We start from the raw sequence: 22,800 nt of genomic DNA on the forward strand, positions 1-22,800 counted from the left end.
AGGCGCACCGGAGTGCGTCTTTTTTTGTGACCTTTACCAGGACATGGGAGAGTGTGGGCGCAAAATATCGCGGACAGTCCGCTGGAGAGGCAGGTGATTCATCATAAAAGTGTGCAGTACTGGTAATTGGATCACAGGATCTGCTGGAGAAAGGCGTGTTTCTTCTAGGGCAACAATGCCATCATTAAATTCTTCGCCAAAGGGACTTAAGCTCCCCCTGGGACCACCGACGCCAGCAATTACCGTGTAGGGTGCATCTAAATTGGGGAGAGCCTTGTAAAAAGCCGGATCTGTTAAATTAAACCCACATTGGCCTGTCCACCAGCGAAAAGGAGGCAATTGCCAAGCCCAAGCCGCTAAACGAGGTGGTTGGTTCGGGGTGCCCAACATCACTACATGTTCTGGGTCTGGGGTTTTCGGGCAAGTGAGGGCAGCCCGCGTCAGGACTCCTCCCAAGGAATGGGCCACGATACTGTATTTTCCGGTTTTGGCGATCGCCTGAATTTTTTGGCGGAGCCGCACGACAATCTGCTCAAAACTTTCCGTAGCCGCAAAATAGCTAAACTGCTCCGTTGCCCAACCATGGCGCTCCAAATATTGAGCTAACCCCAGGAGAGAAAAGGGCGTCCGGCTGAGGCCGTGAATACATAAAATTTTCATTGATTACACTGCACAATCGCCGCTCATAATACAAAAATCCTAGGCGGCAGGAATTGTTTTTCTGATCCGATGGTAACGTTTTTGGAGCCACTGGTACGACACCAAATTCAATAAAAGACCAATCCCCAGGAGTAACGTCATCAACACAAGCTGATACCAGGGAGCTTGCACCACAATGTCTGCGATCAAATGGCCCATATTTAGCACTGAATATAATACAGTCACCAAAAAATGTAGTCGCCGAAACCCTTTACTGTTGGTGAAAGTCATCAAAATGATCAACACCATGGGGATGGTGAAGAAAAAAAGCATAAACCCGAAAACGAGATCTAGGTTGCCTCCAGCATGGGAATGCTCCACCGCCTGGTCATGGAACAGAGGCATCAATCCCAAGTCCGTATGAAACAAGGTTCCCAAAAGAAAAGCTATCCAAAGGGCGTTGATCTGTGTCGGGTAGCGATTCGCCATTATCCTAAGCTCCACCATGGCCACTTGCCTCAGTCATAGCACTGCCGCACCAACCTAGCCAAGGGAGCATTTACCAAACATTACGCAGGGGCCAATTCCCAAAGTCCCCACCAGATTGAGTGAGGACTTTGATTAGATTCAATGTCTGGGACTAAGCATTTAAAGCGCGGTAGACGGCTTGTACTTCGGTGATCGTAAACAAGCTAGAAAATTTGAGATTTTGGCTAGCGTAAAATTCGGCCCCTCCCTGCTGACGGTCAACAAGGGCAATAATTTCTTCTACTTGGTAACCGGCATCCCGGAGACGCTCAACGGCTTGGGCGGCGGACTGTCCCGTGGTCACAACATCTTCAAGGACAACCACTTTCGCGCCTGGGGTAAGGGATGGCCCTTCGATATAGGCTTGGGTGCCGTGGCCCTTTGCTTTTTTGCGAATAATCAGAGCCGGAATGGGACAATTTTCGTAGGCTGACACAACACTGACGGCGCTAACAATCGGGTCAGCCCCTAGGGTTAAACCAGCGACAGCAGCAACGTCTTGATCGAGCTGAGCAAGGATGAGACGACCGATGAGGAGCGCTCCCATTGGGGTGAGGGTGACCAATTTACCGTTGATATAGTAGGTGCTTTTTTGTCCGGAAGAGAGGGTGAAGTCGCCTTCTTTATACGCATCTGTGGCGATTTGATTGAGGAGTGTTTGTCTGAGGGTGGCTTGATCAGCGGTCAGGAGGTCAGAAAGGGCAGGCATGGTTGTATATGAAGTTCAGTACAGAGAAAACTTGACCAATTGGGTTTTGTGAGCAAAGATGCTGGTAAAGATTTGACTTTATGGATGTAATGCCATGAAAAAATGGTTTCATCATTTAACCACAGTTTTTGTGGTAGGTGCGGCGGTACAGGGAATTGGCCAAGGGGCGATCGCCCAAACGTATCTAGAGGGAAGATACCCCACTTACCCAGAACATACAAATGATGTATTTACCCGCGCCCTCTACTACGAGTTGCAGGATACCTTTGCGAGCTTTAGCACGGGCCAAGTACTCAATGATTATTTTGGTGTTTCTCCCTTTGGCTTGAATGGGGCAGGCTATCCCGAACAACGGGCGAAACGAGATATCAAGAAAATCGATATTCTTTACCGGGATATTTTGTTGCAACAGGTAGACAGTGACCCGGTGCTGCGTACCCAAGATTTGCCGAATCCGTTTAACTCTTCCCTGCAAACGGAAGCTGCTTTCGACTACAACATGGGTTATTAGGGCGCAATAACATTCACCCAAGCGGCAATGCTCCCAAACGAAAGGCGATCGCCTTTGGGGCGTTTTTTTCGCAACCTTTAAATTGGTAAATTTGAAGCTCGAAAACTTACCTGAAAGTCCAGGGTGCAGGAGTTGAACCTGCCTGGGACGAATTATGAGTTCGTTGCCTAAACCGCTCGGCCAACCCTGGCAAATTTGTTGGGGCGATTTTGCCCACAGGCTATCATAGTACAATTTCTTCTCTTCCTTAACTGTTCCCTCGGCGATCGCCCATGAAGTTTCAAACGACCCTGGCTTTTACTTTCCTGCTCCTACTGGCGATGTTTGGTGCTGGAACCGTGAGTGCCCTCTATGGCTTTACCGTCGGTTACGAAGCCCTAAAAGGTGTCAAGCAACCCGAAGGAAATCCGAGTCAGCAACTGATTCGTAGCCGTCAGCCAGACAATAGCGAAGCAGATCCCGCCGAAAATTTAGAATTTGTGTCCGAGCGATCAATTATTGTGTCTGTTTACGATCAGATCCAGGCCCAAGAAAAGGAACTCCAAAAGGCCACCCCGACAGCAACACCGCAAAAGGACGCCTTTATTGAGGAACAACCTGCGGAAACCGCCAACCAAAAAACCTTTCCCCTCAGCACCAGCGCAGACGATGTCACTTTAGAAATTGTAAGCGGCCAACTTTCTGGCAACGATTGGCTCATGGAAGTAAACCTGCAAAATAATGGCCAGGAAGCGGTGAATTTTTTGTATAACTTCCTTGAAATTAAAACCGAAACGGGACGGTTGCTAAGTACCCAAATGGATGGCCTCCCCAACGAAATCCCTGCAAATCGGCAAAAGTATGCTGGCACCATTCGGATTCCGGCGGTGATCCTGGATGAGACGCAAACCCTGTCGCTCCAACTTCAGGACTATCCAGATCGGGAAATTTCCCTAGAACTTTCTCAGATTCCAGTGATACGTTAGGTAGAAACAGTACGCCTGCAAGGGTTATAGCGCAATTCCATGTTATCGAGCGGTGAAATTTTAGTCCGATTATTGTCTGTGTTGTTGCTGATCGCAATTAATGCTTTTTTTGTGACCGCAGAATTTTCGATTGTCTCGGTGCGACGATCGCGCATTAGTCAACTAATTGCGGAGGGGGATCTCCAGGCCAAGATGGTACAAGCTCTCCAGTCCCGCTTAGAACGCCTCCTCTCGACGACCCAATTGGGGATTACCCTCTCTAGTTTGGCCCTGGGCTGGATTGGGGAAGATACCATGGCGACGGTTATTGCTCAATTTTTGGTGGGATTGCCTCTCCCCGACGACTGGATTCAACCCTTTGCTGTTTCCATTTCGATCCCTTTTGCTTTTTTCTTAATTGCTTATTTGCAGATCGTCTTGGGGGAACTCTGTCCTAAATCCTTGGCCCTCTCCCATGCCGAAGAAATGGCCCGCTGGTTGGCCCCTCCCAGTTTGGCGATCGCCCGAATTTTTAAACCATTTATTTGGATCTTGAATCAATCTAACCGTCTCCTGTTGCGCCTTGGGGGCATTGCGCCGATTCAGCAGGGGCTTTGGTATGACCGACTGACACCAGAGGAACTCCAACTAATTATCACCACCGAACAAGAATCCATGGGCCTAGAGGCGGAGGAACGAGAGCTTTTAAGTAATGTCATTGAATTTGGTGATGTGGTTGCCGAAGAAATTATGACGCCCCGCACAAAAATCCATGCGATCGCCAACGGCGCGACCCTCGGCAAACTGTTGCAAAAAGTCAGCCAGACCAATCACTCCGCCTATCCTGTTTATGGAGAATCCATCGATGACATTGTCGGTTTTGTGCGCTTCCGGGATTTTGCCAAACCCCTAGCTGCCGGGGGGATGAATCTCAATACAGCCATTAATCGCTGGGTAAAGCCTATTCCCTTCGTCGCAGAGGGTACCCCGATCGCCGACCTCTTACCGAAAATGCAGCGCACCAAACAACCGATGGTCATGGTAGTAGACGAATTTGGTGGTACCGCTGGGCTTGTCACCCTCAAAGATATTATTAATGAAATTATTGGCGATGAACTCGACAGTCATACCAATGCGCCACTCCATTTCAAAGCTTTAGATCGACAGACTTTCCTGGTCGATGCCCAAATTGATCTCGAAGAACTCAATGATTTGCTAAATGTTGAATTGCCCTACACCGACGATTATCAAACCCTCAGTGGCTTTTTGCTCTACCAATGGCAAAAAATCCCAGAAACGGGTGAAGTCTTTCACTTTGAAGACCTAAAATTTCAAGTGATGGGTATTGACGGCCCCCGCCTCCAACAGGTCAAGATCACCCGTGACCCCTCTGATATTGAGGCGATCGCCGAATTTGATTTTCCTCCAGAGCCAGAGGATCATCCAGACATGGAAGAAATCCTTGGCCCCGACTTTAAACCCAGCGGCGGAACCGACTAAGACTGATCCTGGGACTCTTTTTTCTGCAAATCTGGAATCAGATCCGGGCGTTTGGCATCTTCCCAACCCGAAGGCCGCTTGGAATTAAAAAAGGCGATCAGACCAATAGATACCGCCGCCACGAAGCCCACCACGTAAACGAGGGTGAAGTATAAAGGAAAGGGTTGGCCAGCAACCGCCAAAAAGAGGAAATGAGAATCGGACATAACTTCTTGATCGTTACAATTCGTTACAAGCTTACCAAGAAACGGGTCTCCGCCTAGATCCGTCCCCGGAGCATCATCGCCATTTCGTTGGGCGTCGGCGATTTTTCTAGGGCGATTTCCTCTGTAATCCGGCCTTCTTGGTAGAGGTTAAACAACGACTGATTCATGGTGACCATGCCATCAAATTCGCCATTTTGCATCAATTCGAGCATTTTGTCGTACTGACCGCTGACGATGTAATCTTTCATGGTTTCGGTATTCACCAAAATGTCATGGTAAGCCGCCCGCTTTCCATCGGTGGTACGGCATAGCCCTTGGGCGATAACAGAAACCAAGGATTCGGCGATCGCCACCTTCATCGCATTCTGCTCATCTGCACTGTAGAGATTAAGAATCCGTTCAATGGTTTTAATCGCACTGTTGGTATGGAGCGTTCCCATGACAAGGTGCCCCGTTTGTGCTGCTTTGAGGGCCGTATTAACCGTTTCTTTGTCCCGCATTTCCCCAACCAGGATGATGTCTGGATCTTCCCGGAGGGCCGCTTTGAGCGCATTATCAAACTTTAGGGTGTGCATCCCCACTTCCCGGTGCTTGATTAGAGATTTCCGACTTTGGTGAACAAATTCAATCGGATCTTCAATGGTGATGATGTTCTTTGGGTGGGTTTTGTTGATGTAGTCCACCATTGCCGCCATGGTTGTGGATTTACCCGAACCCGTTGGCCCTGTAACCAGAACGAGGCCTTTTTCTGCATCAGAAATATTCTTAAAGATGGGTGGTAGGCGCAACTGTTCCATGGTCAAGATTTTGAGCGGAATCAAACGCAAGACCAAAGAGGGGCCATTTAGAGAGTCAAAAATATTGATCCGCACCCGCGCGAATTCGTATTGGGTGGCACCGTCAAAATCAAGGGTGTCCTTAAAGCGTTGGATTTCCTGTGGCTTAAGCACTTCATGCAGCCAAGCATAAAACGTATCTTGGTCAGTCACCGGATATTCAGTGATCACCATTTCCCCCCGATCACGATACCGAGGCACTTCCCCGACCCCAAGGTGCACATCGGAAAATCCTTCTTTGTGAGCCCTGGTGACCAGTTCTTTTAAACTCGGTTGCCCTGGCCCCCGTTGGGGAATTCGTTCGGCATTGGCCCCTAAATATTGTCGAGGTGGCGTAGGTAAAGGCGGTGGCGGCGGCATCCGTTGCATCGGCGGAGGCGGCGGTGGGGAGGCTGGGCGACGTTGTTGGGGTTGGGTCGTGGGCTGGGGACGCCGCTGTTGGGGCATCACAATTTGTGTTTCATCCGCCGAAACAGCAGGTTGGGGCCGTGCAGAGATAATTTGGGTTGCCTCGCTGGCAGGGGGAACGGGAGGACGGGAGCCCGCAGAACGGTTCGGAGGCATGGAATCACTCATAGGTATCTTTCCGCAATGGAGGGGACTGAAAATGAGGGGACACCCTGGTGTTGTGTGGGTTTAACCGGGGAATTTTGCCTAAATTTATTGGCTGACTTTCCCTATGGTAACTTGAAATCTTCGCTCTGCTAAAGGGGAAATGCTGTAGGCGATCGCCTTTATCTTGACCCAAAAATCAAAGATCGCGCCCTTCATCTTTAACGATTTGCCACTAACACAATCTCCAGCTCTATCTAGGGATCTTTTGCCACAACATTTCTAATGTTTTCTGGGGTCGTCCCCAAGGGACAAACAATCTCTTTTAAACCGAGCATAAATACCCATGATTTGATGTGAATTAATGTAACAGAATCTCAGGTGCCAGGGCAAAGTTTTAACGACAAAAAAGCGTTCAATAGCAGTCCAGAAACGGCTTTTTATTACCTGAGTATAAATAACTATTTCTAATGACCTAGAGGGAGCAAAAGACTTGAATAATCAGTGGTTTCGATATTTTTCCTTGAATTTCTACCATAAAAAAAAGCTTTAGAAATTAATTTATGTAAAGGGATTCTCATTTTTACCCAATTCCTGTTTATACTATTTACTATCGAAGGGCATCAACACCCAGAAATATTGATGCTTCCATTTAAGTTTTTTGACAACTAAACATATCCCTGGGAGGGGACAGATTATGGACTACTCATCGACGCGCAGTTGGGATTCAGCTTACCTATCTGTACTATTAAAAAGCTTTTTGATCTGGAGTTTTACGCTACTGGTTTGCCTTTTGGTTGTCGGTTTTCCAATTGTTGTTTTAATGATGACCATTGGTTCACTCATGGCCATTGTGCTCCAGTCTATTTTGCCAGTTAGTGCAGTGCTCGTTGTTGCCGGAACGATTATTGGCGGCACCTTGATGGGCATTTTGGTCGCAGCGGCAATGCTAACAGCCAAGGGAGTTCACCCCCAAGAGGTGACTTGGTTAACTTGGCTCCATGGAAATGCAGAGGTCGCATCGGATTCTATTTTTGCAGCCTGCCCTTTAACCTGTGAAGTTAGTTAGAGGCACACCTGTACACTGCCTCGTTGATTAGAGTTTTCCAAAGTTCATAGTGATCTAAAAAAAGATGCTTGTATCTGCCCGGTAATTTGCCGGGTTTTTTCGTGACCGGCAAGGGAATCTGTAGAATGGATAAGATCTTTTGGTGAGTGTTTTATGCCCTCAGTTTGTATCACTCTTGGTACCCGCCCGGAAGCGATTAAGCTCGCGCCTGTGATCCGGCAATTTTGCCAGCAGTCTGATTTTAAAACCCATGTGATTTTGACGGGGCAGCACCGGGAAATGGTTGATCAGGTGATGCAGTGGTTTGATCTACGGGCCGATGATGATCTCGAAATTATGCAACCGGGACAAACCTTATCGGACATTACCTGCCGGAGCTTGGCGGGTTTACAGGCAATTTACCAAAAGTTATCCCCGGATATGGTGCTGGTGCAAGGGGACACAACGACGGCGTTTGCGGCAGCTTTAGCGGCGTTTTATCAGCAGATTCCGGTGGGCCATGTGGAAGCGGGCTTACGAACGGATAATTTAATGAATCCTTTCCCAGAGGAAGCCAACCGACGCCTAATTTCTCAGATTGCCCAGTTACATTTTGCACCGACTCCCCAGGCGATCGCCAACCTGAAAAAAGCGGACATTTTAGGGGGCACCTATTGCACGGGGAATACGGTAATTGACGCTCTTTTAGCCGTCGCGGCGGCAAATCCCCCCTGTGAGATTCCTGGTTTAGATTGGGGGCGGCAACGGGTGATTCTTTCGACGGTGCACCGTCGGGAAAATTGGGGCGAACCGCTCCAGGACATTTTGCAGGGGTTACATAAGATTGTTACGGCGTTTCCAGATGTGGCGATTTTATTACCGATGCACCGCAACCCCACCGTCCGGGAACCAATTCAGCAAATCCTAGGCCAACATCCGCAAATTTTTCTCACAGAACCCCTAGATTACCCGCAGTTAGTCGGGGCGATGCAACGGAGTTATCTGGTACTCACGGATTCTGGGGGGCTCCAGGAGGAAGCACCGAGCTTGGGTAAGCCGGTGTTGGTTTTGCGGGAAAATACCGAACGGCCAGAGGCGATCGCCGCCGGTACCGCCCAATTAATTGGCACTGCCCAGGACAATATTTTCCAAGCGACCCAACTCTTGCTCACAAACCGGGAAAAGTATGAGCAAATGGCCAATGCGGTAAATCCCTTTGGAGATGGCACTAGTTCCGCGCAAATCTTGCAAATTGTGCGTGATTTTCTGCAAGCTAGGGCAGTGTAAGATCCCGGGCCGGAGCGGAGTTCACAAAATCCCGGAGATTGACAGAGCTTGGGGCTTGGATCGTGTCTTGGCCCTGGAAATTAGGATTCTCCTGGGCGGATGTTGCCGGGTCAGGCTGAAAAGAGTCTGGGGGGGTTTGCGAATCGAGGGTCGGTACGCTGGCGACATTGTTAAGAGGGCGATCGCCTGCTGTTTGTCCACTGGGTTGACCCGCACTGGGATTGGGGTTTAGGGGCGGACTGGCGAAGTTTGGAATTCTGATATTCGCCCAATAGTTGGGATAGGGCGGCACAGAAGGCTGGTTGGTGGCGTACTGGGGAATCGCCGTCGGAATGTTGCGGAGTGCTTCGGGGGAGACCGTTTCGTAATCTTTGAGGATCTGTTCGCGACTGTCGTTTTCGGCAAAGGTGGCCGTGGTTGGTTCGTCGGTCATAAAACTTGGCTCGGAGTCGCCATTGCCAAAGGTTTCATTAGCGGCTGTTTCCGTTGTTTCAGCGGGGCGATCGCCTTGACCGAATAAACCAACTGCCGCTGGCGTCAAAATCGCCCCAGCCAAGAACAAACCACCGTATAAAAAATATTCTTTCTTTGCCATCTTGTTCAGATATAGTGCGAACTCATCTTCCTTCTAGCACATTGTTCCGTGTTTCGGTGTCGCGCCAAATTTGCCGATTAACATCCTAGGCGATCGCCGTCCCCAAACAAATTTGAGGAGAACTAACCCAGCATGGCACAATCTAGGGCGAAGATCGATTTACAATGAAGCAGCTCTCAAGTTTTTTTATTTCTCCAAGACGGCCCAATGACTACCGATATCCCCAATCTTCCCAGTCAGTACGATCCCCACAACACCGAGAATAAGTGGCAACAGACTTGGTTTGAACGGTCAGTGTTTCGGGCCGACCCCCAGAAAAAAGGCGATCCCTTTTGCATCGTGATTCCGCCCCCCAACGTCACGGGCAAGTTGCACATGGGCCACGCTTTCAATACCTCCCTGATCGATACTGTCGTTCGTTATCACCGCATGAAGGGGGAAAATGTTCTCTGTCTCCCCGGCACAGACCACGCCAGCATCGCTGTTCAAACCCTCGTCGAAAAACAAATTAAAGCCGAAGGCAAAACCCGTTACGATCTCGGTCGCGAAAAATTCCTTGAAAAAGCCTGGGAATGGAAAGCCGAATCCGGTGGGGCGATCGTCAACCAACTTAAACGCCTGGGACTCTCCGCCGACTGGACGCGGGAACGTTTTACCCTTGACGAAAATCTCTGCGAAGCCGTTAAAAAAGCCTTTATTACCCTCTACGAAGAAGGTTTAATTTATCGCGGTAATTATTTAGTCAACTGGTGCCCCGAATCCCAATCCGCCGTCTCCGATCTCGAAGTGGAGAACAAAGAAGTAGACGGACATCTGTGGCATTTTCGTTATCCATTGAGCGATGGTAGTGGCTATGTGGAAGTAGCAACGACTCGCCCAGAAACGATGCTCGGTGATACGGGCGTTGCCGTTAATCCCAACGATGAACGCTACAAAGATCTAATTGGGAAGACGTTAACCTTGCCGATTGTCGGGCGGGAAATTCCGGTGTTTGCCGATGAGCACGTAGACCCTGAATTTGGGACAGGTTGTGTGAAGGTTACGCCCGCCCATGATCCGAATGATTTTGACATGGGGAAACGCCATAACCTCGAATTTATTAACATCATGAACCGCGATGGCACGTTAAATGAAAATGCGGGGATGTTTGCAGGACAGGATCGCTTTGAGGCGCGGAAAAATCTCGTTGCCAAATTAAAAGAGGATGGCGTACTGGTCAAAACGGAAGACTATCGCCACAGTGTTCCCCACAGCGATCGCGGGAAGGTTCCCGTAGAGCCACTCCTTTCCACCCAGTGGTTTGTCAAAATTGACCCCCTAGCAGAGAAAACCCTCGCCTTTTTAGACGAAGAAAATCAGCCGAACTATGTGCCGGAACGGTGGCGCAAGGTGTATCGGGATTGGTTAGTGAAGCTGAATGATTGGTGTATTTCGCGGCAGTTGTGGTGGGGCCACCAAATTCCGGCGTGGTATGTGGTTAGTGAAACCAATGGCGAAATTCAGGATCACACGCCCTTTATCGTTGCCCATAATGAAACCGAAGCGAAACAAAAGGCGATCGCCCAGTACGGTGCAGATTGTCAGTTAGAGCAAGACCCCGATGTATTGGATACGTGGTTTTCCTCTGGCTTGTGGCCCTTCTCGACCTTGGGTTGGCCCGACAATAGCGAAGATTTTCAAAAATATTTCCCCAATAGCGTGCTGGTGACGGGGTTTGACATTATCTTTTTCTGGGTGGCGCGGATGACGATGATGTCCAGCCATTTCACGGGCAAAATTCCCTTTAAGGATGTCTACATTCACGGGCTGGTGCGGGATGAAAACGGCAAAAAAATGTCGAAATCTGCCAATAACGGCATTGATCCCCTGCTGATGTGCGATCGCTATGGGACGGATGCGTTGCGTTATACCCTGATCCGTGAAGTCGCTGGAGCCGGACAGGACATCAGTTTGCAATACGACCGCAAAACCGACGAATCCCAGTCTGTAGAAGCGTCTCGAAATTTCGCCAATAAGCTTTGGAATGCGGCGCGGTTTGTGATGATGAACCTCGATGGGAAAACCCCGACCGATTTGGGTCGTCCTGCGATGGCGGATCTAGAGTTAGGCGATCGCTGGATTCTCTCCCGTCTGCACCAAGTGATTGCCGATACCCACAAAAACCTCGAAGGGTATGGCTTAGGGGAAGCCGCCAAAGCCCTCTATGAATTTATCTGGGGCGATTTCTGCGACTGGTATATCGAACTGGTCAAACCCCGTCTCTATGCCAAGGAAGCGCAAGATCAAGCTTCTCGCACCGTTGCCCAACAGATTTTGGCGTGGGTCTTAGAAGACATTTTGAAATTACTCCATCCCTTTATGCCCCACATCACCGAGGAAATTTGGCAGACCCTCACCCAAGCGGACGGCCAAACATTCCTCGCGACGCAGCTTTTCCCCGCCGAAAATGACCAGTTAGTTGATCCCTCCCTAGAGGATGAATTTGCCCTGCTCATCGAAGCCATCCGCACGATCCGCAATCTCCGTGCAGAAGCGGGCATTAAACCGGGGGCAACGGTCACCGTGATCCTCCAAAGTGAAACGGAAACGGAACTCAACACCTTGGCGAAAGGGGAAGCCTATATTCTCAAATTAGCCAAGGTGGAAACTTTAAAATTGACCAATACCGTCGATAATTCTCTCAAACAGGCGATCGCCGGGGTAGTGGGGACGATTCAGGTCTTAATTCCCCTCGAAGGCCTTGTCGATATTCCTGCACTGCGGTCAAAATTAGAGAAGAATCTCGCAAAAGTGAATAAGGAAATTCAATCCCTCAGTGGACGTTTGAATAACCCTGGCTTTGTCAATAAAGCTCCAGCAGAGGTGATCGAAGGTGCCCGGTCTGCCCTTACCGAAGCTGAAGCACAACAATCTATTTTGACGGAACGTTTACAACGACTTCAGTAATGCGTTTCCTTTACCTGTGATGCGTCACCTTGCTCAAATTCAACGTCATCCCCAATCGACTCAGCTTCAACTTGTGTTTGTGGCGCAAGAGCAGCCTGACGGGAGTTGGCTCATCCATGACCAAGGCGATCGCCCCTCCATGGTTTATTCCCAAACGGAATTTGCTGTGGGGGCACTGGTTTTAATTCAACTTGATAAACAGCGACAATTGGCCAGCATCCAAGACGCAACGGACTGGCTTTTGAATGTGGTGCACCATTATTTTGTCCCGGGAAAAATCACCCCGGAGTTTGTCCAGCAAGAACAAAAAAAAATAGAAACTTGGCGGCAAGAAATGACGGCCCAAAGCCAAGACTTTACCCGTCGTCAACTCGAACTAGAGGTACGCCGAGAGCAGCTAGAAGCCCTGGAACAGAAACTGTCTGACCCCTAATTGGTTCGTTCAATGTTGAGCGTTTATGTTGGATTTTCTTGTCGCTGCTGCCGTCGTTCTGCGAGGGAAATGACTGTTGCTTCGCCGTTTTCCCTGGCGATCCGTACCAAAAGTCCCGCCAGCATCAAACTAGAAATAATTGAACTGCCACCATAGCTAAAGAGGGGCAAGGGTAAACCCGTTGTTGGTAAAGCCCCCGTTGCTACGCCAATGTTGAGCAAAGATTGACCAATGAGAATAAAGGTGGCCCCAATGGCAATCAGTCGGTGACGGAGCACAGGCGATCGCCAAGCCACATAACTCCCCAAAGAGGCATAGGCGAAGAGTAACCCCAATAGCCCCAAGGAGCCAATTAAACCAAATTCCTCTGCAAAAATCGCGAAAATAAAATCCGTGTGTTGAATAGGCAGAAAGAATAACTTTTGCTGGGATTCGCCAAAGCCTAAGCCCCAACCACCACCGGAGGAAACCGCCAGCAAACTTTGCACCAACTGATAACCTTCATCCCGTGCAGCGCGGAAAGGATCAAGGAAAAATGTCAATCGCTCCCGTTGATAACTATTAACACTAATACTCGCTAAGGCCGCCAATCCCCCGACACCAGCGGCTCCCCCCAGCAATAGCCAAGGAATACCTGCGGCCAAGGCAATAAACCAGATCGTCATACCACAAAGGGCGGTGGTACTTAGGTTGGGTTGCTTCAAAATTGCCAATAAAATCCCAGCAAATAAGCTCAACCAAACAGCTCGGTGCCAAATTTTTAACTGACGCCAACGACTAAAGACATTGGCGGCTTCTAAGACCAAAAAAGGCTTTGCAAACTCCGAGGGTTGTAGGGCAAATCCGGCAATCCCAATCCAACGGGAAGCGCCCCATTCTTCACTGCCCCGACCAAAACCGACAATCGTCAGCAGGATCAATCCAAAGGAAATGATCAGGCCGCCAAACGAAATCAGGCGAATTTTTTTCAGGGGGACGCGGGCGATCGCCCCAGCACAGATCAAACCGGCGATCGCCCAAACGATTTGCCGCTTGACATAGTACCAACCATCACCATAATCAACGGCTGCCACCGGATAAGACGCAGAAAAGAGCGTGACTAATCCAAGCCCAAGCCACAACAAAGTCAACCATCGCAACAACCTTGCCTCCAAGGCCCAATGCTTGACCTCAGTAAAATACGTCAAAAAATGGTGGAGGAGATCTTTGTTAGCCAACACGTTTTAAGGGTAAAAAATGCTTCCCTATTATCGCAAAGGATGCTCGATCCTAGGGTTGCTTCTCCTGGACTTTTTTGCAAACTTATTGATGAATTTTTGATATTGCTTACCGTAGGCTATTGGGTGACAAATACCGATTCAAGAGAAATGACTCTTTTTCCTCCTAAGCCATTGCCGGAATTTCAACCTCCAAACGTGCCGCTGTGACAGCACTAAAGGCAAAGGCCATCACCAACGGTAAAGGGCAATGCCAATAATAAGTAAAAATGCCTGAAACTAAGGTCACCCCGGCGGCCAAAGCCAGCCAACGTTTTTCATCTTGGGTAAAACCTTTTTCCGATTTAATGAGGCGGAGAATTTCTCCAGGAATGGGTTCGGGCATCACGCCATTTGGCGGAAAAGCCCAATAAAAATTGGTACTGACTAACGTTGGATCTGTCCAGCCATTGCCATCACACCACTCTTGAATCCACTCGTCGCAATAATGCCTCATACTTATTTGTTCCTGCTGATTAATTCTGTAATGTCTATTGATCTGGCAAACAATAAACAATTATTTAAGATTTGATGTTGTTTTATCTGTTCATTCCCAAAGACAATTCCAAACACAGAACGCCTTGAAGAATGGAATTTTATCCTATCAACTGAAAAACCAAAGGCGATCGCCAAAGAAAGAAAAGTTTAGATAAAATAGCTGGGTATAATTACTTATTCTTCAGGGCTTAAATATCTGTTCTCACATCAAAAATACAACCACTCATCTTTAAGAGAATCGATTTTTCCGTGATTAATCTTGCTGGCGATCGCCAAATCTGAAATCAAGGCCTGGACAAAAAATTACGCCATCTGTAAAGAAATGTTGCGAAGTTCGACGGTGCTTGTTACAATTTTTAACAAAGCTCACTCCAAGATTTTACAGGTTTCCATTCCAGTGGATCTGTCGGCAAAGTACCATGCGCCGTCTTGACATTGAGTTTCTCCTCTCATACAGCAAGCTCAAACTGACCAGCCCTGAAGCTTAGGCTGGTTTTTTTATGTGTTGGCGTAATTGGTTGTTAGCCTAGCGGTGTTCAGAGCCATCGGGCATCATCGCCCCAGTCAGAATGACCCCAGCAAGATTTGTACTGCTAATTTCAGCACGGATCAAGTTCGCCCGGGTTAAATCTGCTCCCATCAGATTGGCGCGGGCAAGGTAAGTATCAATCATTTCAGCATCGATTAATTTGGCCTGGGAGAGGTTGGTGCGACTGAGATCCGCCCGGTTGAGACGGGCATTGGTCAAATTGGCTTTATTGAGTTTGGCGCGATTGAGGCGGGCACCAGGAAGATTAGCCCAGGTAAGATTGGCTAGGCGAAGATCAGCATCCTCCATTAACGCCCGCTCAAATTTCGCATTTTTGAGATTAGCTTTAACGAGGTTGGCCCCAATCAAATTCGCTTCGGTCAAAATCGCGTTTTCTAAGTTGGCCCCACTGAGATCGGCTTCATGGAGATCGGCCCGTCGGAAATTCACACCCTTGAGGTTGGCACCACTTAATTCGCCCCGGGCGAGGTCGGCACCTTGGAGGTTCGCCCCCTGTAGATCGGCTTTCCGGAGGATGGTGCCCCGCAGACTGGAATTATAAACTCGCTTTTCTTCCCGAAGATTGGCTTCCCGCAAACAGACCCCAGAAAGATTCGCTCCGCTTAGGTCTGCCCCCCGGAGATCTGCTCCCATCAGGTTGGCATCGAGTAAATTTGCCAGGGTCAGGTCGGCGTTGGTTAAGTTAGCACCAATTAAAACAGCACCATGGAGATCAGCGTTATGAAGTTCTGCCAAGGTTAAATTGGCTTGGTTGAGGTTAGCGCCGCTGAGGTTGGCATTAATGAAATTGGCTTGTTTTAGATTGGCCCGGCTGAGATAGGCAAAAATCAAAATTGCGTTGTGGAGGTCAGCATCCTGGAGATTAATGCCGATGAGATCTGCCCCCCAAAAGTTCGCGCCATCGAGTTGGGCTTCTGGGAAATGGGTTTCTCCAAGCGCATATTTAGCAATGAGTTCTTGGGGGGTCATAGGTCATGGACGGGGGGGGGGATTGGTGAAAGTCGTCACGGCTTGAACAATGGCTCCGGCGGCCTGGAGATGTTCGTTGGCGTCAAAGAGTGACCGGGCGATCGCCGAAAGTTTGATTTCCAGAGCCTTGAGACTAGAGGCATCCCGCAGCACTTCGGATAATAACTCATCAAAATCACAGGTACGCAACATTGACCAGTCTTTGCCGCTGAGGTCAAAGGGATGATGGACGACGGAAAACAGCAAAATTTTTGTGCGGAGGGGATTCGCGTATTTCATCACCTCCAGCTTAAGTTCGTAGATGTTGAGAGCCGCCGCAAAATGCTTTTTTTTCGGTACTGGAGCAGGCGTAGGGGCCGGCATTGGTCGAGGGGAGCCGGTGTTGAGCAACATCGTCTGGGTCATCTGGGTCTCTGGAGCTAGCGCCAGGGTTTGATTTTCACTGAAATCAAGATCCATCGACTTGGCAGGCTTGGGAATGGGGAGCTCGTCAATATTAAAAGCCATGGTCTGCTTATAGTTCACAGACTCTGGTGCTGGACTTGGGGCAGGGGGAGGGGGCGGCACCACTGGGGTGGGAACTGGCGCTGGGGGGTCAGCGGTGGGTTGGGTTAAACCCGTGGCAGAATCACCAGATTTGTATAGGGGGGCGATCGCCCCAAGGATCACATCAGCCAATTGGCCATAGATTTGTTGGCGATTAAGCAGAGAAACTAATTTGCGCAGGATCGTCTCAAATTGGTTACGGGTGGGGTAGTTAACGACGACTTGGCGTAACAGGTTAGCCAAACTGTATTCTTCTAAAACCTGAAAACTATTTTCCCAACGCTTAAAACAAAGGGCATAGAGCAATTTTTTGATGCGAATATTCTCGCGGTGTTCTTCGAGGGTTTGCACCGCAACTTCTAGGTGAATCTCTGTAATGCTTTGGTGGCTATTCTGGCCAGCAGCAACAATACCCGTCGAAGGATCTTGATCTTCGCTTTCGTAGAGGGGGCTTAACTGGGTCAAGATGTCGTTGGCAAGGCGACCATAGGTAGCAGGCCGGCTGAGGGTACTGACAGAGGTACTAAAGGCCCGCTGGAGTTCTTTAAAGCTTAAAAACTGGTCAAGATTTTTTTTGACAATGCGCTCCAGGGAGAGACGTTGGAGTAACTGGGGATTACTTTCCCACCGATTGACAGCAGTATAAATTAACAACTTTTTGATGCGTTGGGCATCTGGGTGTTGTTCTAACTCTCGAATGATGGCTTGGAGAGAGACAGGGGGAGTCATAGGTTGAGAAACAATTCCCACGGGAAACCAGCGTTTAAGGGGACAGGATTAAGGCAGCCAAAGTATTTATGCTTTCGATCTTACTTGTTTATGCTAAATATCTAACCGGATACCCCGAAATTCTTTGCCACGGGTGGCCAGTTGTTGGTTACTGTGACGCTGCACAGGTAATAATTTGGTTAACGGCTTGGCGATCGCCAATGACATTGATCACAGTTTGCAAATTTTCTGCGGTAAAACCCTGGGGACAATGGATTAGACAATAGGGGAGCCCTGTTTCCTGGAGCGCTTCCTGGGGGGCGGTGGTTTGACTCAGGGCAATAATTTGGGGGAAAGGTTCACCGCCATAAACGGCGATCGCCTCGATGGCCAGTTGGAATAACCCCGGCTGAAAACTGGGATTGAGTTGCCCATCATATTCAAACTTACTGAGCATCAACTGCAACGCATAGACCCGGTCAGCTTGAAATTGCCCCATTTGCGGTACGGATTTGGCCCGAAAAACAGGCACAAGCTCGCTAAACGGAATATCCACGCTCAGCCACTGGTCTGCGGTGGTCTCAAAGGAATAACTATAGCCAATGCCATCCCAACGGTTTTCGCAGCGGGCAATAAATTTGTAGCGTTGGCCATCGCCCTTTACCCGGAGCCGGAACCCCGCATATTTGGATAGATCCCAGGGATTCGCCAAACTTTTGGTGCGTACCGACGCAAAACCGCCATTGTTATCGGTGGAGACATTACCTGTAAATAGCGCCCCAGCCGGGGTTAACCGCAATTGACTTTGGCTAACACCTCCCATCACCACGTCGTCCACGGCTCCCCACAGTTGAGCGAGGGCAGGGGTTGCTTGGCGAAAATTAAACAGTTCCCACTGGGGCGATCGCCATTGGGGATCTTGACTCACCTGGGCGAGGAGGGAGTCTCTGGTTGTGGCGGCGAGATCAGCACAAAGAATAAGCATGGCCGCGCCATCTAAAGATTCAACAGAATCTTTCGCCCAATGGGTTTGATAGCCGCGAGCCGAAAGGGCCTGCACAAGGGTTTGATTTTCTGGGCGATCGCCACCCACCACTAAAATTTTCCCCATCTGGGCGCTGCCTCCAAATGTTTCATTATCTGCATCTGCTGCCACGTTTTCTTGACCCAACCAAGGCTTAATCAGTTGACTCCCCGGCATAACATCGAACTGAATGAGGGTCTGCATAAAACGACCGAAATCCCAAATTGCCATTGTGTTTCCCTCGGTTGCTGATCCGTTAGCCAAAGTGTAACGGGTTTCCCTGGGCGATCGCCAAAACGAGGCGATGATTTCCTTTCATTAATGTCATTAATGGCTCGGATGAATATAAGCTTTGAGCTGCGGCCAATGCTCCGGATACAGTTCTTGGAGCACTGACCCCTGGGCAACTTCCAAATCTTGGTAATCAAATCCTGGGGCCACCGCTTCCCCCAAAAGACCAAATTCGCCCGCTTCTAAAATGGCCGTTTTCCAGTAGCCCCCTGGTACCAGGAGTTGGGGCACTTCTCCCGCTGCTAAGTCAAAGCCGAGCTTTGTGGTCTGCCACTGGCCTTCCGGAGAAAGGGTATGGTAGGTGATCGCCGCACCGCCGTGGAAATAGTGCATGATTGGCGATTGGTTGCAGTGTAGATAGTCCATGGGCCGCGATTGACTGAGCAGGTAGTAAATCGAGGTTAGCAATTGGCGATCGCCTCCCGGTCTTTCGGTGGCCATAGAGAGTGTTGAGCGGTAAGTTTCCCGAAAATAGCCCCCTTCCAGATGGGGTTCTAGGCCCAAATATTCAATTACGGCTGCCGCTGTCAAAATCATAAATTAAAAATCCTCTAATGAAAACGAACTCAAAAAATTAGCTCGAATTTTGTTTGACTTCAAGATAGCGCCCGATCACAGAGATCAAACAAGCTAAAAATATTTTTAATTGATCATTTTAGGCAGTAAGACAAAATACCTAAAAATAAACTCTGATTTCGATGCAACTCTCAGCAAATCGCAATATTTTTTTAGAAAATCAGTTACAAAACAACAGGCAAGTTAAAAAAAGCAAAATTCATTAAGTTTGCTTCTGGGAAACCTTAAATGTTCATTAGGGTTTATTTTTTTTAGGCAAGGTCACCTCTATGATCAGTAGCGTAAGCAAGTTAGGTCAACGCTGCAAAATCACTTTTTCTGCCGTAGCTGTTTCTGCCAAATTTTTCTTGAGCAATCGTATTTTTACTCAGCCAGACCGACCTATTACAACTTTTATTGACTATTGAGATCCGTCGTATTTTTCCCTGATTTAGGCTCACTAAAGAGTCTTGAATTTTCTCCTCAAAAATCATTGTTTCCCTTGGTGACACATCATGATTCCGAAAATTTTAGTGATCGAAGATGAATCTGATCTGCGAGGTAGCTTAGTGATTTCTTTAATCGTTGAAGGCTATGCAGTGACGGGCGTAGGAAATGGTGCCCTGGGGGTTAGTTTAGCGCGGCGACTAACACCAGACGTGATTATTTGTGATTTTCGCTTGCCCTGTCTCGATGGCCAAGAAATTTTTGGTCAATTGCGCCACGATCAATCCACCGAAAAAATTCCGTTTATTTTGATCAGTGCCGATGCCTTACCAGAATATTCTGTGCCACAACCCGATTCTTTTCTCCGTAAACCCTTTGGTCGCCCCGAATTAATGGCTGCTGTACTGCAGGCGATCGCCAAGCCCCTAGCGTCCTGAAAGTTTCACAATGCCAATGCCGCCAAAATATAAGCCCAGGACGGCCCCAGCTAAGAGCGATTGGGTCATCGGATCTGTCGAGGGCGTAATCACCGCGCCGAGCACCACTGCCCCCAGAACGACAAAGCGCCACCCCTTCAGCATCAAGCTCGAAGAAACAATCCCTAGCCAAGACAAGATCATTTGCACCACAGGCACCTGAAACGCTAGCCCCGTAAAAAACATCAGACCCAGCACCAACTCAAAATATCGCTCAATAGACCAGGCCGCCTCTACGACATCAGCACCATAGGTAATGAAAAAATTCAAAGCCGCTGGAATCAGCGCCACGTAGGCAAAGGCCAAGCCCGCAAAAAATAGCACACCAGACCCCAAGACAACGGGAGCGAGGAGACGCCGTTCTCCCCTGGTTAGCCCCGGCAAAACAAACTGAATAATTTGGTACAGGATAAAAGGGCTTGCCAGTAAAGCGCCGGTGTAACCCGCCACCTTAAACGAGAGAAAGAAAAATTCGCCGGGGGCCACCTGGATGAATTTCACCCCAGCAGCCGGCGCTTCTAAGATCTGGACGATGGGTTTGACAAAAAAGAAACAACCGACCCAACCGACAACAACGGCAATCAGCGAATAAAAAATTCGCCAGCGGAGTTCTTCGAGGTGATCGAAAAAGGACATTTCTGCTTCATCGGGAATCTCCCGCATGGGATCTGGGGACTCGGTTGGGGGCATTTTACTTTGGGTCGAGGTCATGGTGAAGAAAGGTGCACAGCAGAGTTTTATTTTAACGGAGGTTTTTGGGGAAGTTAGGGGAAATCAGCCCTTCAGTTGATGCACCCGCAGCCATTGTTCGGGGGTGATTTTGAAATTGGTACTGCTGGGCGTGTGGATAACATCGAGATCCCGTAGGATGCCATCAAATCGCAATTCTATCTTGCGTAGGGGTTGACCGAGGAGTTTGCGAATAAAGCGGATTTGGCTGCGGGGTTTATCGGCCCGGAGTCGCTTGGGATCCGTCCAATAGTCGCGGTCTTGAATGTCTTTGGGGGAAATAACTGTGGGGAGACTAATGATTTCGGCGATCGCATAAATGCCGGCAGCTTCACCGGCCATCCAAATTAAAACGCCATCACCGACTTGAATTTTATTTTTGTAGCGGGTCACAAGCCAGGGCATTTCCGTTTGTTCACGGATGGCATCAAGTACACGATGATAGCGGGGGTTCCCTTGAAAAAGCCAATATGCCATCTGATCCAGATTGAGAAAATGTAAAGGATGCTGAGGAATACAATACCGCCATTTCCCCAATGCGGTAAATTCTTAGCAGAATAGTATCGCACCAGTAATACGGTTCATCTGGATTTTTTCAGCCCATTACATCGGCAGATATTTTTATGGTTGCTCCCGCTTCAAACACAATTTCCACCAGGCTACTTTATCCGCAAATTGCATCTTTACTGATTTTTCAGGGGGTGTTTGCGGATCCAGTTGGTCAGACCTTTTTGGCGTTGTTAGAAAGCTTATATTCAGATCAAGCAGCCCAATCCTCTGGGTCAACGGCCAGTATTCAGTGCTTGCGACGCTATGGGCGCTGGTTTCAAGCTTTGGCGATCGCCGATGTGAGTTGGCAAGATTGGCTTGTGGGGCGCATTCTCCAGGATGATAATCCCTTTAGTCGCCAGGCCCAGGTGAAATCCCTAGGGGAAATGAGCCGTTCCCTCCAGGAAGCGGTACGCCATGACCTGACGATTTTGCACCAAGTGTATTCGTGCGAACCTGAAACCGTCCGCTATTGGGTCACCGTTGCCACCCAGGTCGCCACAACCCTCACCCCTTGGCGGCGATCGCCCATCAAAGATTCTGCTTTTCTCCATTCCCACGACGCTTGGCCCGACTCCCTGGAGCAGTTGGCTGGTTATTACCATCGCCATGGCGCAGGCCAGTTTAGCCAATATGGTGCGTTCCGCTGGGCTGAAGGAAGTTTGCAACCCGTCCTTGATCCCGAATGGCTCCCCCTCGCCGATATTGTGGGCTACCCTGAGCCAAAAACTGCCTTGATCCGTAATACCGAAGCTTTACTTCAAGGTTTACCGGCGTTGAATGTGCTTTTGTACGGGAGTCGCGGCTCTGGTAAATCTTCCCTGGTAAAAGCCTTGTTAGGAGCCTACTATGACCAGGGCCTCAGACTAATTGAAGTGGACAAAACAGGTCTAGGAGATTTACCGCAAATTGTGGAAATCCTCCGGCAACAACCCCAAAAATTCATTATCTTCGTTGATGATTTGTCCTTTGAAGAGGATGATGAAGTGTTTAAGTCCCTCAAGGTGGTGCTCGAAGGCAGTATCCGGGCTAAGGCAAGTAATGTGGTCGTCTATGCCACTTCCAATCGCCGTCATCTGGTGCGGGAATTCTTTGAGGATCGGCCCCGACCCAGCCAAGCAGAAGAAATTCACCACTGGGATACAGTTCAAGAGAAATTATCCTTTAGCGATCGCTTTGGGTTGACCCTGACCTTTGCCCCGGCTAATCAGGCCACCTATCTAGAAATTGTCCACCATTTAGCCCAAAGAGCTAGTTTAAATTTGGCTCCGGCTGAGTTGGATTTTCAAGCGAAGCAATGGGCCACCCGCCATAATGGTCGTTCCGGCCGGACAGCTCGCCAATTTGTTGATTTTTTGGTGGCAGAACAAGCCTTGAATTCGTCCCAATAGCCTGTGATGAAAAGACCCCAACGATTAAAGAAATCTTAAGGGTAGCGAAAATCGTCAAACCCAACACAGTTCTGGGC

Annotated in this window: 23 protein-coding genes and 1 tRNA gene; 9 read left to right on the plus strand and 15 right to left on the minus strand. The window is 49.0% G+C overall.

Features of this window, described 5'->3' with window-relative positions; genetic code table 11:
* Window positions 1-33: 33 nt before the first annotated feature.
* The 3 genes from AWQ22_RS06150 to pyrE form a co-directional block, all read right to left on the minus strand.
* On the minus strand, window positions 34-660 hold the full coding sequence (locus tag AWQ22_RS06150; protein ID WP_065710502.1) for a triacylglycerol lipase: 627 nt from the start codon (window positions 658-660) through the stop codon (window positions 34-36).
* Between the two features lie 39 nt (window positions 661-699).
* Window positions 700-1,131, minus strand: a complete 432-nt coding sequence (locus AWQ22_RS06155) for a hypothetical protein (RefSeq protein WP_315862439.1) — start codon at window positions 1,129-1,131, stop codon at window positions 700-702.
* 148 nt (window positions 1,132-1,279) lie between these two features.
* Window positions 1,280-1,876, minus strand: coding sequence for an orotate phosphoribosyltransferase (pyrE, locus tag AWQ22_RS06160; RefSeq protein WP_065710503.1), 597 nt, complete (start codon window positions 1,874-1,876; stop codon window positions 1,280-1,282).
* A 94-nt stretch (window positions 1,877-1,970) separates the two neighbouring features.
* Here pyrE and AWQ22_RS06165 point away from each other — a divergent pair, with 94 nt between their 5' ends.
* Entirely contained in the window at window positions 1,971-2,387 is a 417-nt protein-coding gene (locus tag AWQ22_RS06165; protein ID WP_052349607.1) for a hypothetical protein, read from the plus strand.
* A gap of 117 nt (window positions 2,388-2,504) precedes the next feature.
* On the opposite strand, the gene AWQ22_RS06170 is transcribed toward AWQ22_RS06165, so the two are convergent.
* Window positions 2,505-2,577: transfer RNA gene (locus AWQ22_RS06170), tRNA-Ile, on the minus strand.
* An 82-nt stretch (window positions 2,578-2,659) separates the two neighbouring features.
* Between AWQ22_RS06170 and AWQ22_RS06175 the strand changes: the two genes are divergently transcribed.
* Together AWQ22_RS06175 and AWQ22_RS06180 are read left to right on the plus strand one after the other, a co-directional pair.
* Window positions 2,660-3,352, plus strand: a complete 693-nt coding sequence (locus tag AWQ22_RS06175) for a hypothetical protein (RefSeq protein WP_065710504.1) — start codon at window positions 2,660-2,662, stop codon at window positions 3,350-3,352.
* Between the two features lie 39 nt (window positions 3,353-3,391).
* A complete protein-coding gene (locus tag AWQ22_RS06180; RefSeq protein WP_065710505.1) occupies window positions 3,392-4,831 on the plus strand; it encodes a hemolysin family protein in 1,440 nt (479 codons plus the stop codon).
* Here AWQ22_RS06180 and psb35 read toward each other — a convergent pair.
* Entirely contained in the window at window positions 4,828-5,037 is a 210-nt protein-coding gene (psb35, locus tag AWQ22_RS06185; RefSeq protein ID WP_065710506.1) for a photosystem II assembly protein Psb35, read from the minus strand. The genes AWQ22_RS06180 and psb35 overlap by 4 nt on opposite strands.
* 53 nt (window positions 5,038-5,090) lie before the next feature.
* Window positions 5,091-6,437, minus strand: a complete 1,347-nt coding sequence (locus AWQ22_RS06190; RefSeq protein ID WP_157094645.1) for a type IV pilus twitching motility protein PilT — start codon at window positions 6,435-6,437, stop codon at window positions 5,091-5,093.
* Between the two features lie 685 nt (window positions 6,438-7,122).
* On the opposite strand from AWQ22_RS06190, the gene AWQ22_RS06195 reads away from it, so the two are divergent.
* Together AWQ22_RS06195 and wecB are read left to right on the plus strand one after the other, a co-directional pair.
* The gene (locus tag AWQ22_RS06195) at window positions 7,123-7,494 is read left to right on the plus strand and encodes a hypothetical protein (RefSeq protein WP_012306834.1); all 372 of its coding nucleotides are present in this window, start codon (window positions 7,123-7,125) and stop codon (window positions 7,492-7,494) included.
* Window positions 7,495-7,647: 153 nt separating this feature from the next.
* Window positions 7,648-8,760, plus strand: a complete 1,113-nt coding sequence (gene wecB, locus AWQ22_RS06200) for a non-hydrolyzing UDP-N-acetylglucosamine 2-epimerase (RefSeq protein WP_065710508.1) — start codon at window positions 7,648-7,650, stop codon at window positions 8,758-8,760.
* On the opposite strand, the gene AWQ22_RS06205 is transcribed toward wecB, so the two are convergent.
* The gene (locus tag AWQ22_RS06205) at window positions 8,747-9,355 is read right to left on the minus strand and encodes a hypothetical protein (protein ID WP_157094588.1); all 609 of its coding nucleotides are present in this window, start codon (window positions 9,353-9,355) and stop codon (window positions 8,747-8,749) included. The two genes, wecB and AWQ22_RS06205, sit on opposite strands and share 14 nt — an antisense overlap.
* A 207-nt stretch (window positions 9,356-9,562) precedes the next feature.
* On the opposite strand from AWQ22_RS06205, the gene AWQ22_RS06210 reads away from it, so the two are divergent.
* Together AWQ22_RS06210 and AWQ22_RS06215 are read left to right on the plus strand one after the other, a co-directional pair.
* The gene (locus AWQ22_RS06210; RefSeq protein ID WP_065710510.1) at window positions 9,563-12,301 is read left to right on the plus strand and encodes a valine--tRNA ligase; all 2,739 of its coding nucleotides are present in this window, start codon (window positions 9,563-9,565) and stop codon (window positions 12,299-12,301) included.
* Window positions 12,302-12,320: 19 nt separating this feature from the next.
* Window positions 12,321-12,734 (plus strand): hypothetical protein, encoded by a 414-nt coding sequence (locus AWQ22_RS06215; RefSeq protein ID WP_065710511.1) that lies wholly within the window; start codon window positions 12,321-12,323, stop codon window positions 12,732-12,734.
* A gap of 23 nt (window positions 12,735-12,757) precedes the next feature.
* Here the strand turns inward: AWQ22_RS06215 and AWQ22_RS06220 are convergent, their stop codons facing one another.
* The 6 genes from AWQ22_RS06220 to AWQ22_RS06245 all read right to left on the minus strand — a co-directional run bounded on the left by AWQ22_RS06220 (window position 12,758) and on the right by AWQ22_RS06245 (window position 19,113).
* Window positions 12,758-13,954 carry an FtsW/RodA/SpoVE family cell cycle protein gene (locus AWQ22_RS06220; protein ID WP_065710512.1) on the minus strand — a complete coding sequence of 399 codons (1,197 nt, stop codon included), beginning with the start codon at window positions 13,952-13,954 and terminating at the stop codon, window positions 12,758-12,760.
* A gap of 163 nt (window positions 13,955-14,117) precedes the next feature.
* Window positions 14,118-14,447 (minus strand): hypothetical protein, encoded by a 330-nt coding sequence (locus AWQ22_RS06225; protein WP_065710513.1) that lies wholly within the window; start codon window positions 14,445-14,447, stop codon window positions 14,118-14,120.
* A gap of 567 nt (window positions 14,448-15,014) precedes the next feature.
* A complete protein-coding gene (locus AWQ22_RS06230; protein WP_012306841.1) occupies window positions 15,015-16,007 on the minus strand; it encodes a pentapeptide repeat-containing protein in 993 nt (330 codons plus the stop codon).
* 3 nt (window positions 16,008-16,010) lie between these two features.
* Window positions 16,011-17,282, minus strand: coding sequence for a hypothetical protein (locus AWQ22_RS06235; RefSeq protein ID WP_065710514.1), 1,272 nt, complete (start codon window positions 17,280-17,282; stop codon window positions 16,011-16,013).
* A 148-nt stretch (window positions 17,283-17,430) separates the two neighbouring features.
* Window positions 17,431-18,516, minus strand: a complete 1,086-nt coding sequence (locus AWQ22_RS06240) for a CIA30 family protein (protein WP_065710515.1) — start codon at window positions 18,514-18,516, stop codon at window positions 17,431-17,433.
* A gap of 96 nt (window positions 18,517-18,612) precedes the next feature.
* Window positions 18,613-19,113, minus strand: coding sequence for a cupin domain-containing protein (locus AWQ22_RS06245; protein ID WP_065710516.1), 501 nt, complete (start codon window positions 19,111-19,113; stop codon window positions 18,613-18,615).
* 533 nt (window positions 19,114-19,646) lie between these two features.
* Between AWQ22_RS06245 and AWQ22_RS06255 the strand changes: the two genes are divergently transcribed.
* Window positions 19,647-20,015: a response regulator gene (locus AWQ22_RS06255; protein ID WP_012306845.1), complete on the plus strand. Its 369-nt coding sequence runs from the start codon at window positions 19,647-19,649 to the stop codon at window positions 20,013-20,015.
* On the opposite strand, the gene tatC is transcribed toward AWQ22_RS06255, so the two are convergent.
* Window positions 20,004-20,765: a twin-arginine translocase subunit TatC gene (gene tatC, locus AWQ22_RS06260; protein WP_065710518.1), complete on the minus strand. Its 762-nt coding sequence runs from the start codon at window positions 20,763-20,765 to the stop codon at window positions 20,004-20,006. The two genes, AWQ22_RS06255 and tatC, sit on opposite strands and share 12 nt — an antisense overlap.
* Window positions 20,766-20,828: 63 nt before the next feature.
* Window positions 20,829-21,260 carry an EVE domain-containing protein gene (locus tag AWQ22_RS06265; protein WP_065710519.1) on the minus strand — a complete coding sequence of 144 codons (432 nt, stop codon included), beginning with the start codon at window positions 21,258-21,260 and terminating at the stop codon, window positions 20,829-20,831.
* A gap of 146 nt (window positions 21,261-21,406) precedes the next feature.
* Between AWQ22_RS06265 and AWQ22_RS06270 the strand changes: the two genes are divergently transcribed.
* A complete protein-coding gene (locus tag AWQ22_RS06270) occupies window positions 21,407-22,723 on the plus strand; it encodes an ATP-binding protein (protein WP_065710520.1) in 1,317 nt (438 codons plus the stop codon).
* Window positions 22,724-22,800 lie beyond the last annotated feature (77 nt).

Origin of the sequence: Picosynechococcus sp. PCC 7117 (genome assembly GCF_001693275.1) — a bacterium.
In the GTDB taxonomy this organism is placed as follows: Bacteria; Cyanobacteriota; Cyanobacteriia; order Cyanobacteriales; family MRBY01; genus MRBY01.

What these genes read in the sequence shown, in the direction of transcription:
- AWQ22_RS06150 (WP_065710502.1), bottom strand. Translation starts at nt 660, where the DNA reads ATGAAAATTTTATGTATTCACGGCCTCAGCCGGACGCCCTTTTCTCTC.
- pyrE (WP_065710503.1), bottom strand. Translation starts at nt 1,876, where the DNA reads ATGCCTGCCCTTTCTGACCTCCTGACCGCTGATCAAGCCACCCTCAGA.
- AWQ22_RS06165 (WP_052349607.1), top strand. Translation starts at nt 1,971, where the DNA reads ATGAAAAAATGGTTTCATCATTTAACCACAGTTTTTGTGGTAGGTGCG.
- AWQ22_RS06175 (WP_065710504.1), top strand. Translation starts at nt 2,660, where the DNA reads ATGAAGTTTCAAACGACCCTGGCTTTTACTTTCCTGCTCCTACTGGCG.
- AWQ22_RS06180 (WP_065710505.1), top strand. Translation starts at nt 3,392, where the DNA reads ATGTTATCGAGCGGTGAAATTTTAGTCCGATTATTGTCTGTGTTGTTG.
- psb35 (WP_065710506.1), bottom strand. Translation starts at nt 5,037, where the DNA reads ATGTCCGATTCTCATTTCCTCTTTTTGGCGGTTGCTGGCCAACCCTTT.
- AWQ22_RS06190 (WP_157094645.1), bottom strand. Translation starts at nt 6,437, where the DNA reads ATGCCTCCGAACCGTTCTGCGGGCTCCCGTCCTCCCGTTCCCCCTGCC.
- AWQ22_RS06195 (WP_012306834.1), top strand. Translation starts at nt 7,123, where the DNA reads ATGGACTACTCATCGACGCGCAGTTGGGATTCAGCTTACCTATCTGTA.
- wecB (WP_065710508.1), top strand. Translation starts at nt 7,648, where the DNA reads ATGCCCTCAGTTTGTATCACTCTTGGTACCCGCCCGGAAGCGATTAAG.
- AWQ22_RS06205 (WP_157094588.1), bottom strand. Translation starts at nt 9,355, where the DNA reads ATGGCAAAGAAAGAATATTTTTTATACGGTGGTTTGTTCTTGGCTGGG.
- AWQ22_RS06210 (WP_065710510.1), top strand. Translation starts at nt 9,563, where the DNA reads ATGACTACCGATATCCCCAATCTTCCCAGTCAGTACGATCCCCACAAC.
- AWQ22_RS06215 (WP_065710511.1), top strand. Translation starts at nt 12,321, where the DNA reads ATGCGTCACCTTGCTCAAATTCAACGTCATCCCCAATCGACTCAGCTT.
- AWQ22_RS06225 (WP_065710513.1), bottom strand. Translation starts at nt 14,447, where the DNA reads ATGAGGCATTATTGCGACGAGTGGATTCAAGAGTGGTGTGATGGCAAT.
- AWQ22_RS06230 (WP_012306841.1), bottom strand. Translation starts at nt 16,007, where the DNA reads ATGACCCCCCAAGAACTCATTGCTAAATATGCGCTTGGAGAAACCCAT.
- AWQ22_RS06235 (WP_065710514.1), bottom strand. Translation starts at nt 17,282, where the DNA reads ATGACTCCCCCTGTCTCTCTCCAAGCCATCATTCGAGAGTTAGAACAA.
- AWQ22_RS06240 (WP_065710515.1), bottom strand. Translation starts at nt 18,516, where the DNA reads ATGGCAATTTGGGATTTCGGTCGTTTTATGCAGACCCTCATTCAGTTC.
- AWQ22_RS06245 (WP_065710516.1), bottom strand. Translation starts at nt 19,113, where the DNA reads ATGATTTTGACAGCGGCAGCCGTAATTGAATATTTGGGCCTAGAACCC.
- AWQ22_RS06255 (WP_012306845.1), top strand. Translation starts at nt 19,647, where the DNA reads ATGATTCCGAAAATTTTAGTGATCGAAGATGAATCTGATCTGCGAGGT.
- tatC (WP_065710518.1), bottom strand. Translation starts at nt 20,765, where the DNA reads ATGACCTCGACCCAAAGTAAAATGCCCCCAACCGAGTCCCCAGATCCC.
- AWQ22_RS06265 (WP_065710519.1), bottom strand. Translation starts at nt 21,260, where the DNA reads ATGGCATATTGGCTTTTTCAAGGGAACCCCCGCTATCATCGTGTACTT.
- AWQ22_RS06270 (WP_065710520.1), top strand. Translation starts at nt 21,407, where the DNA reads ATGGTTGCTCCCGCTTCAAACACAATTTCCACCAGGCTACTTTATCCG.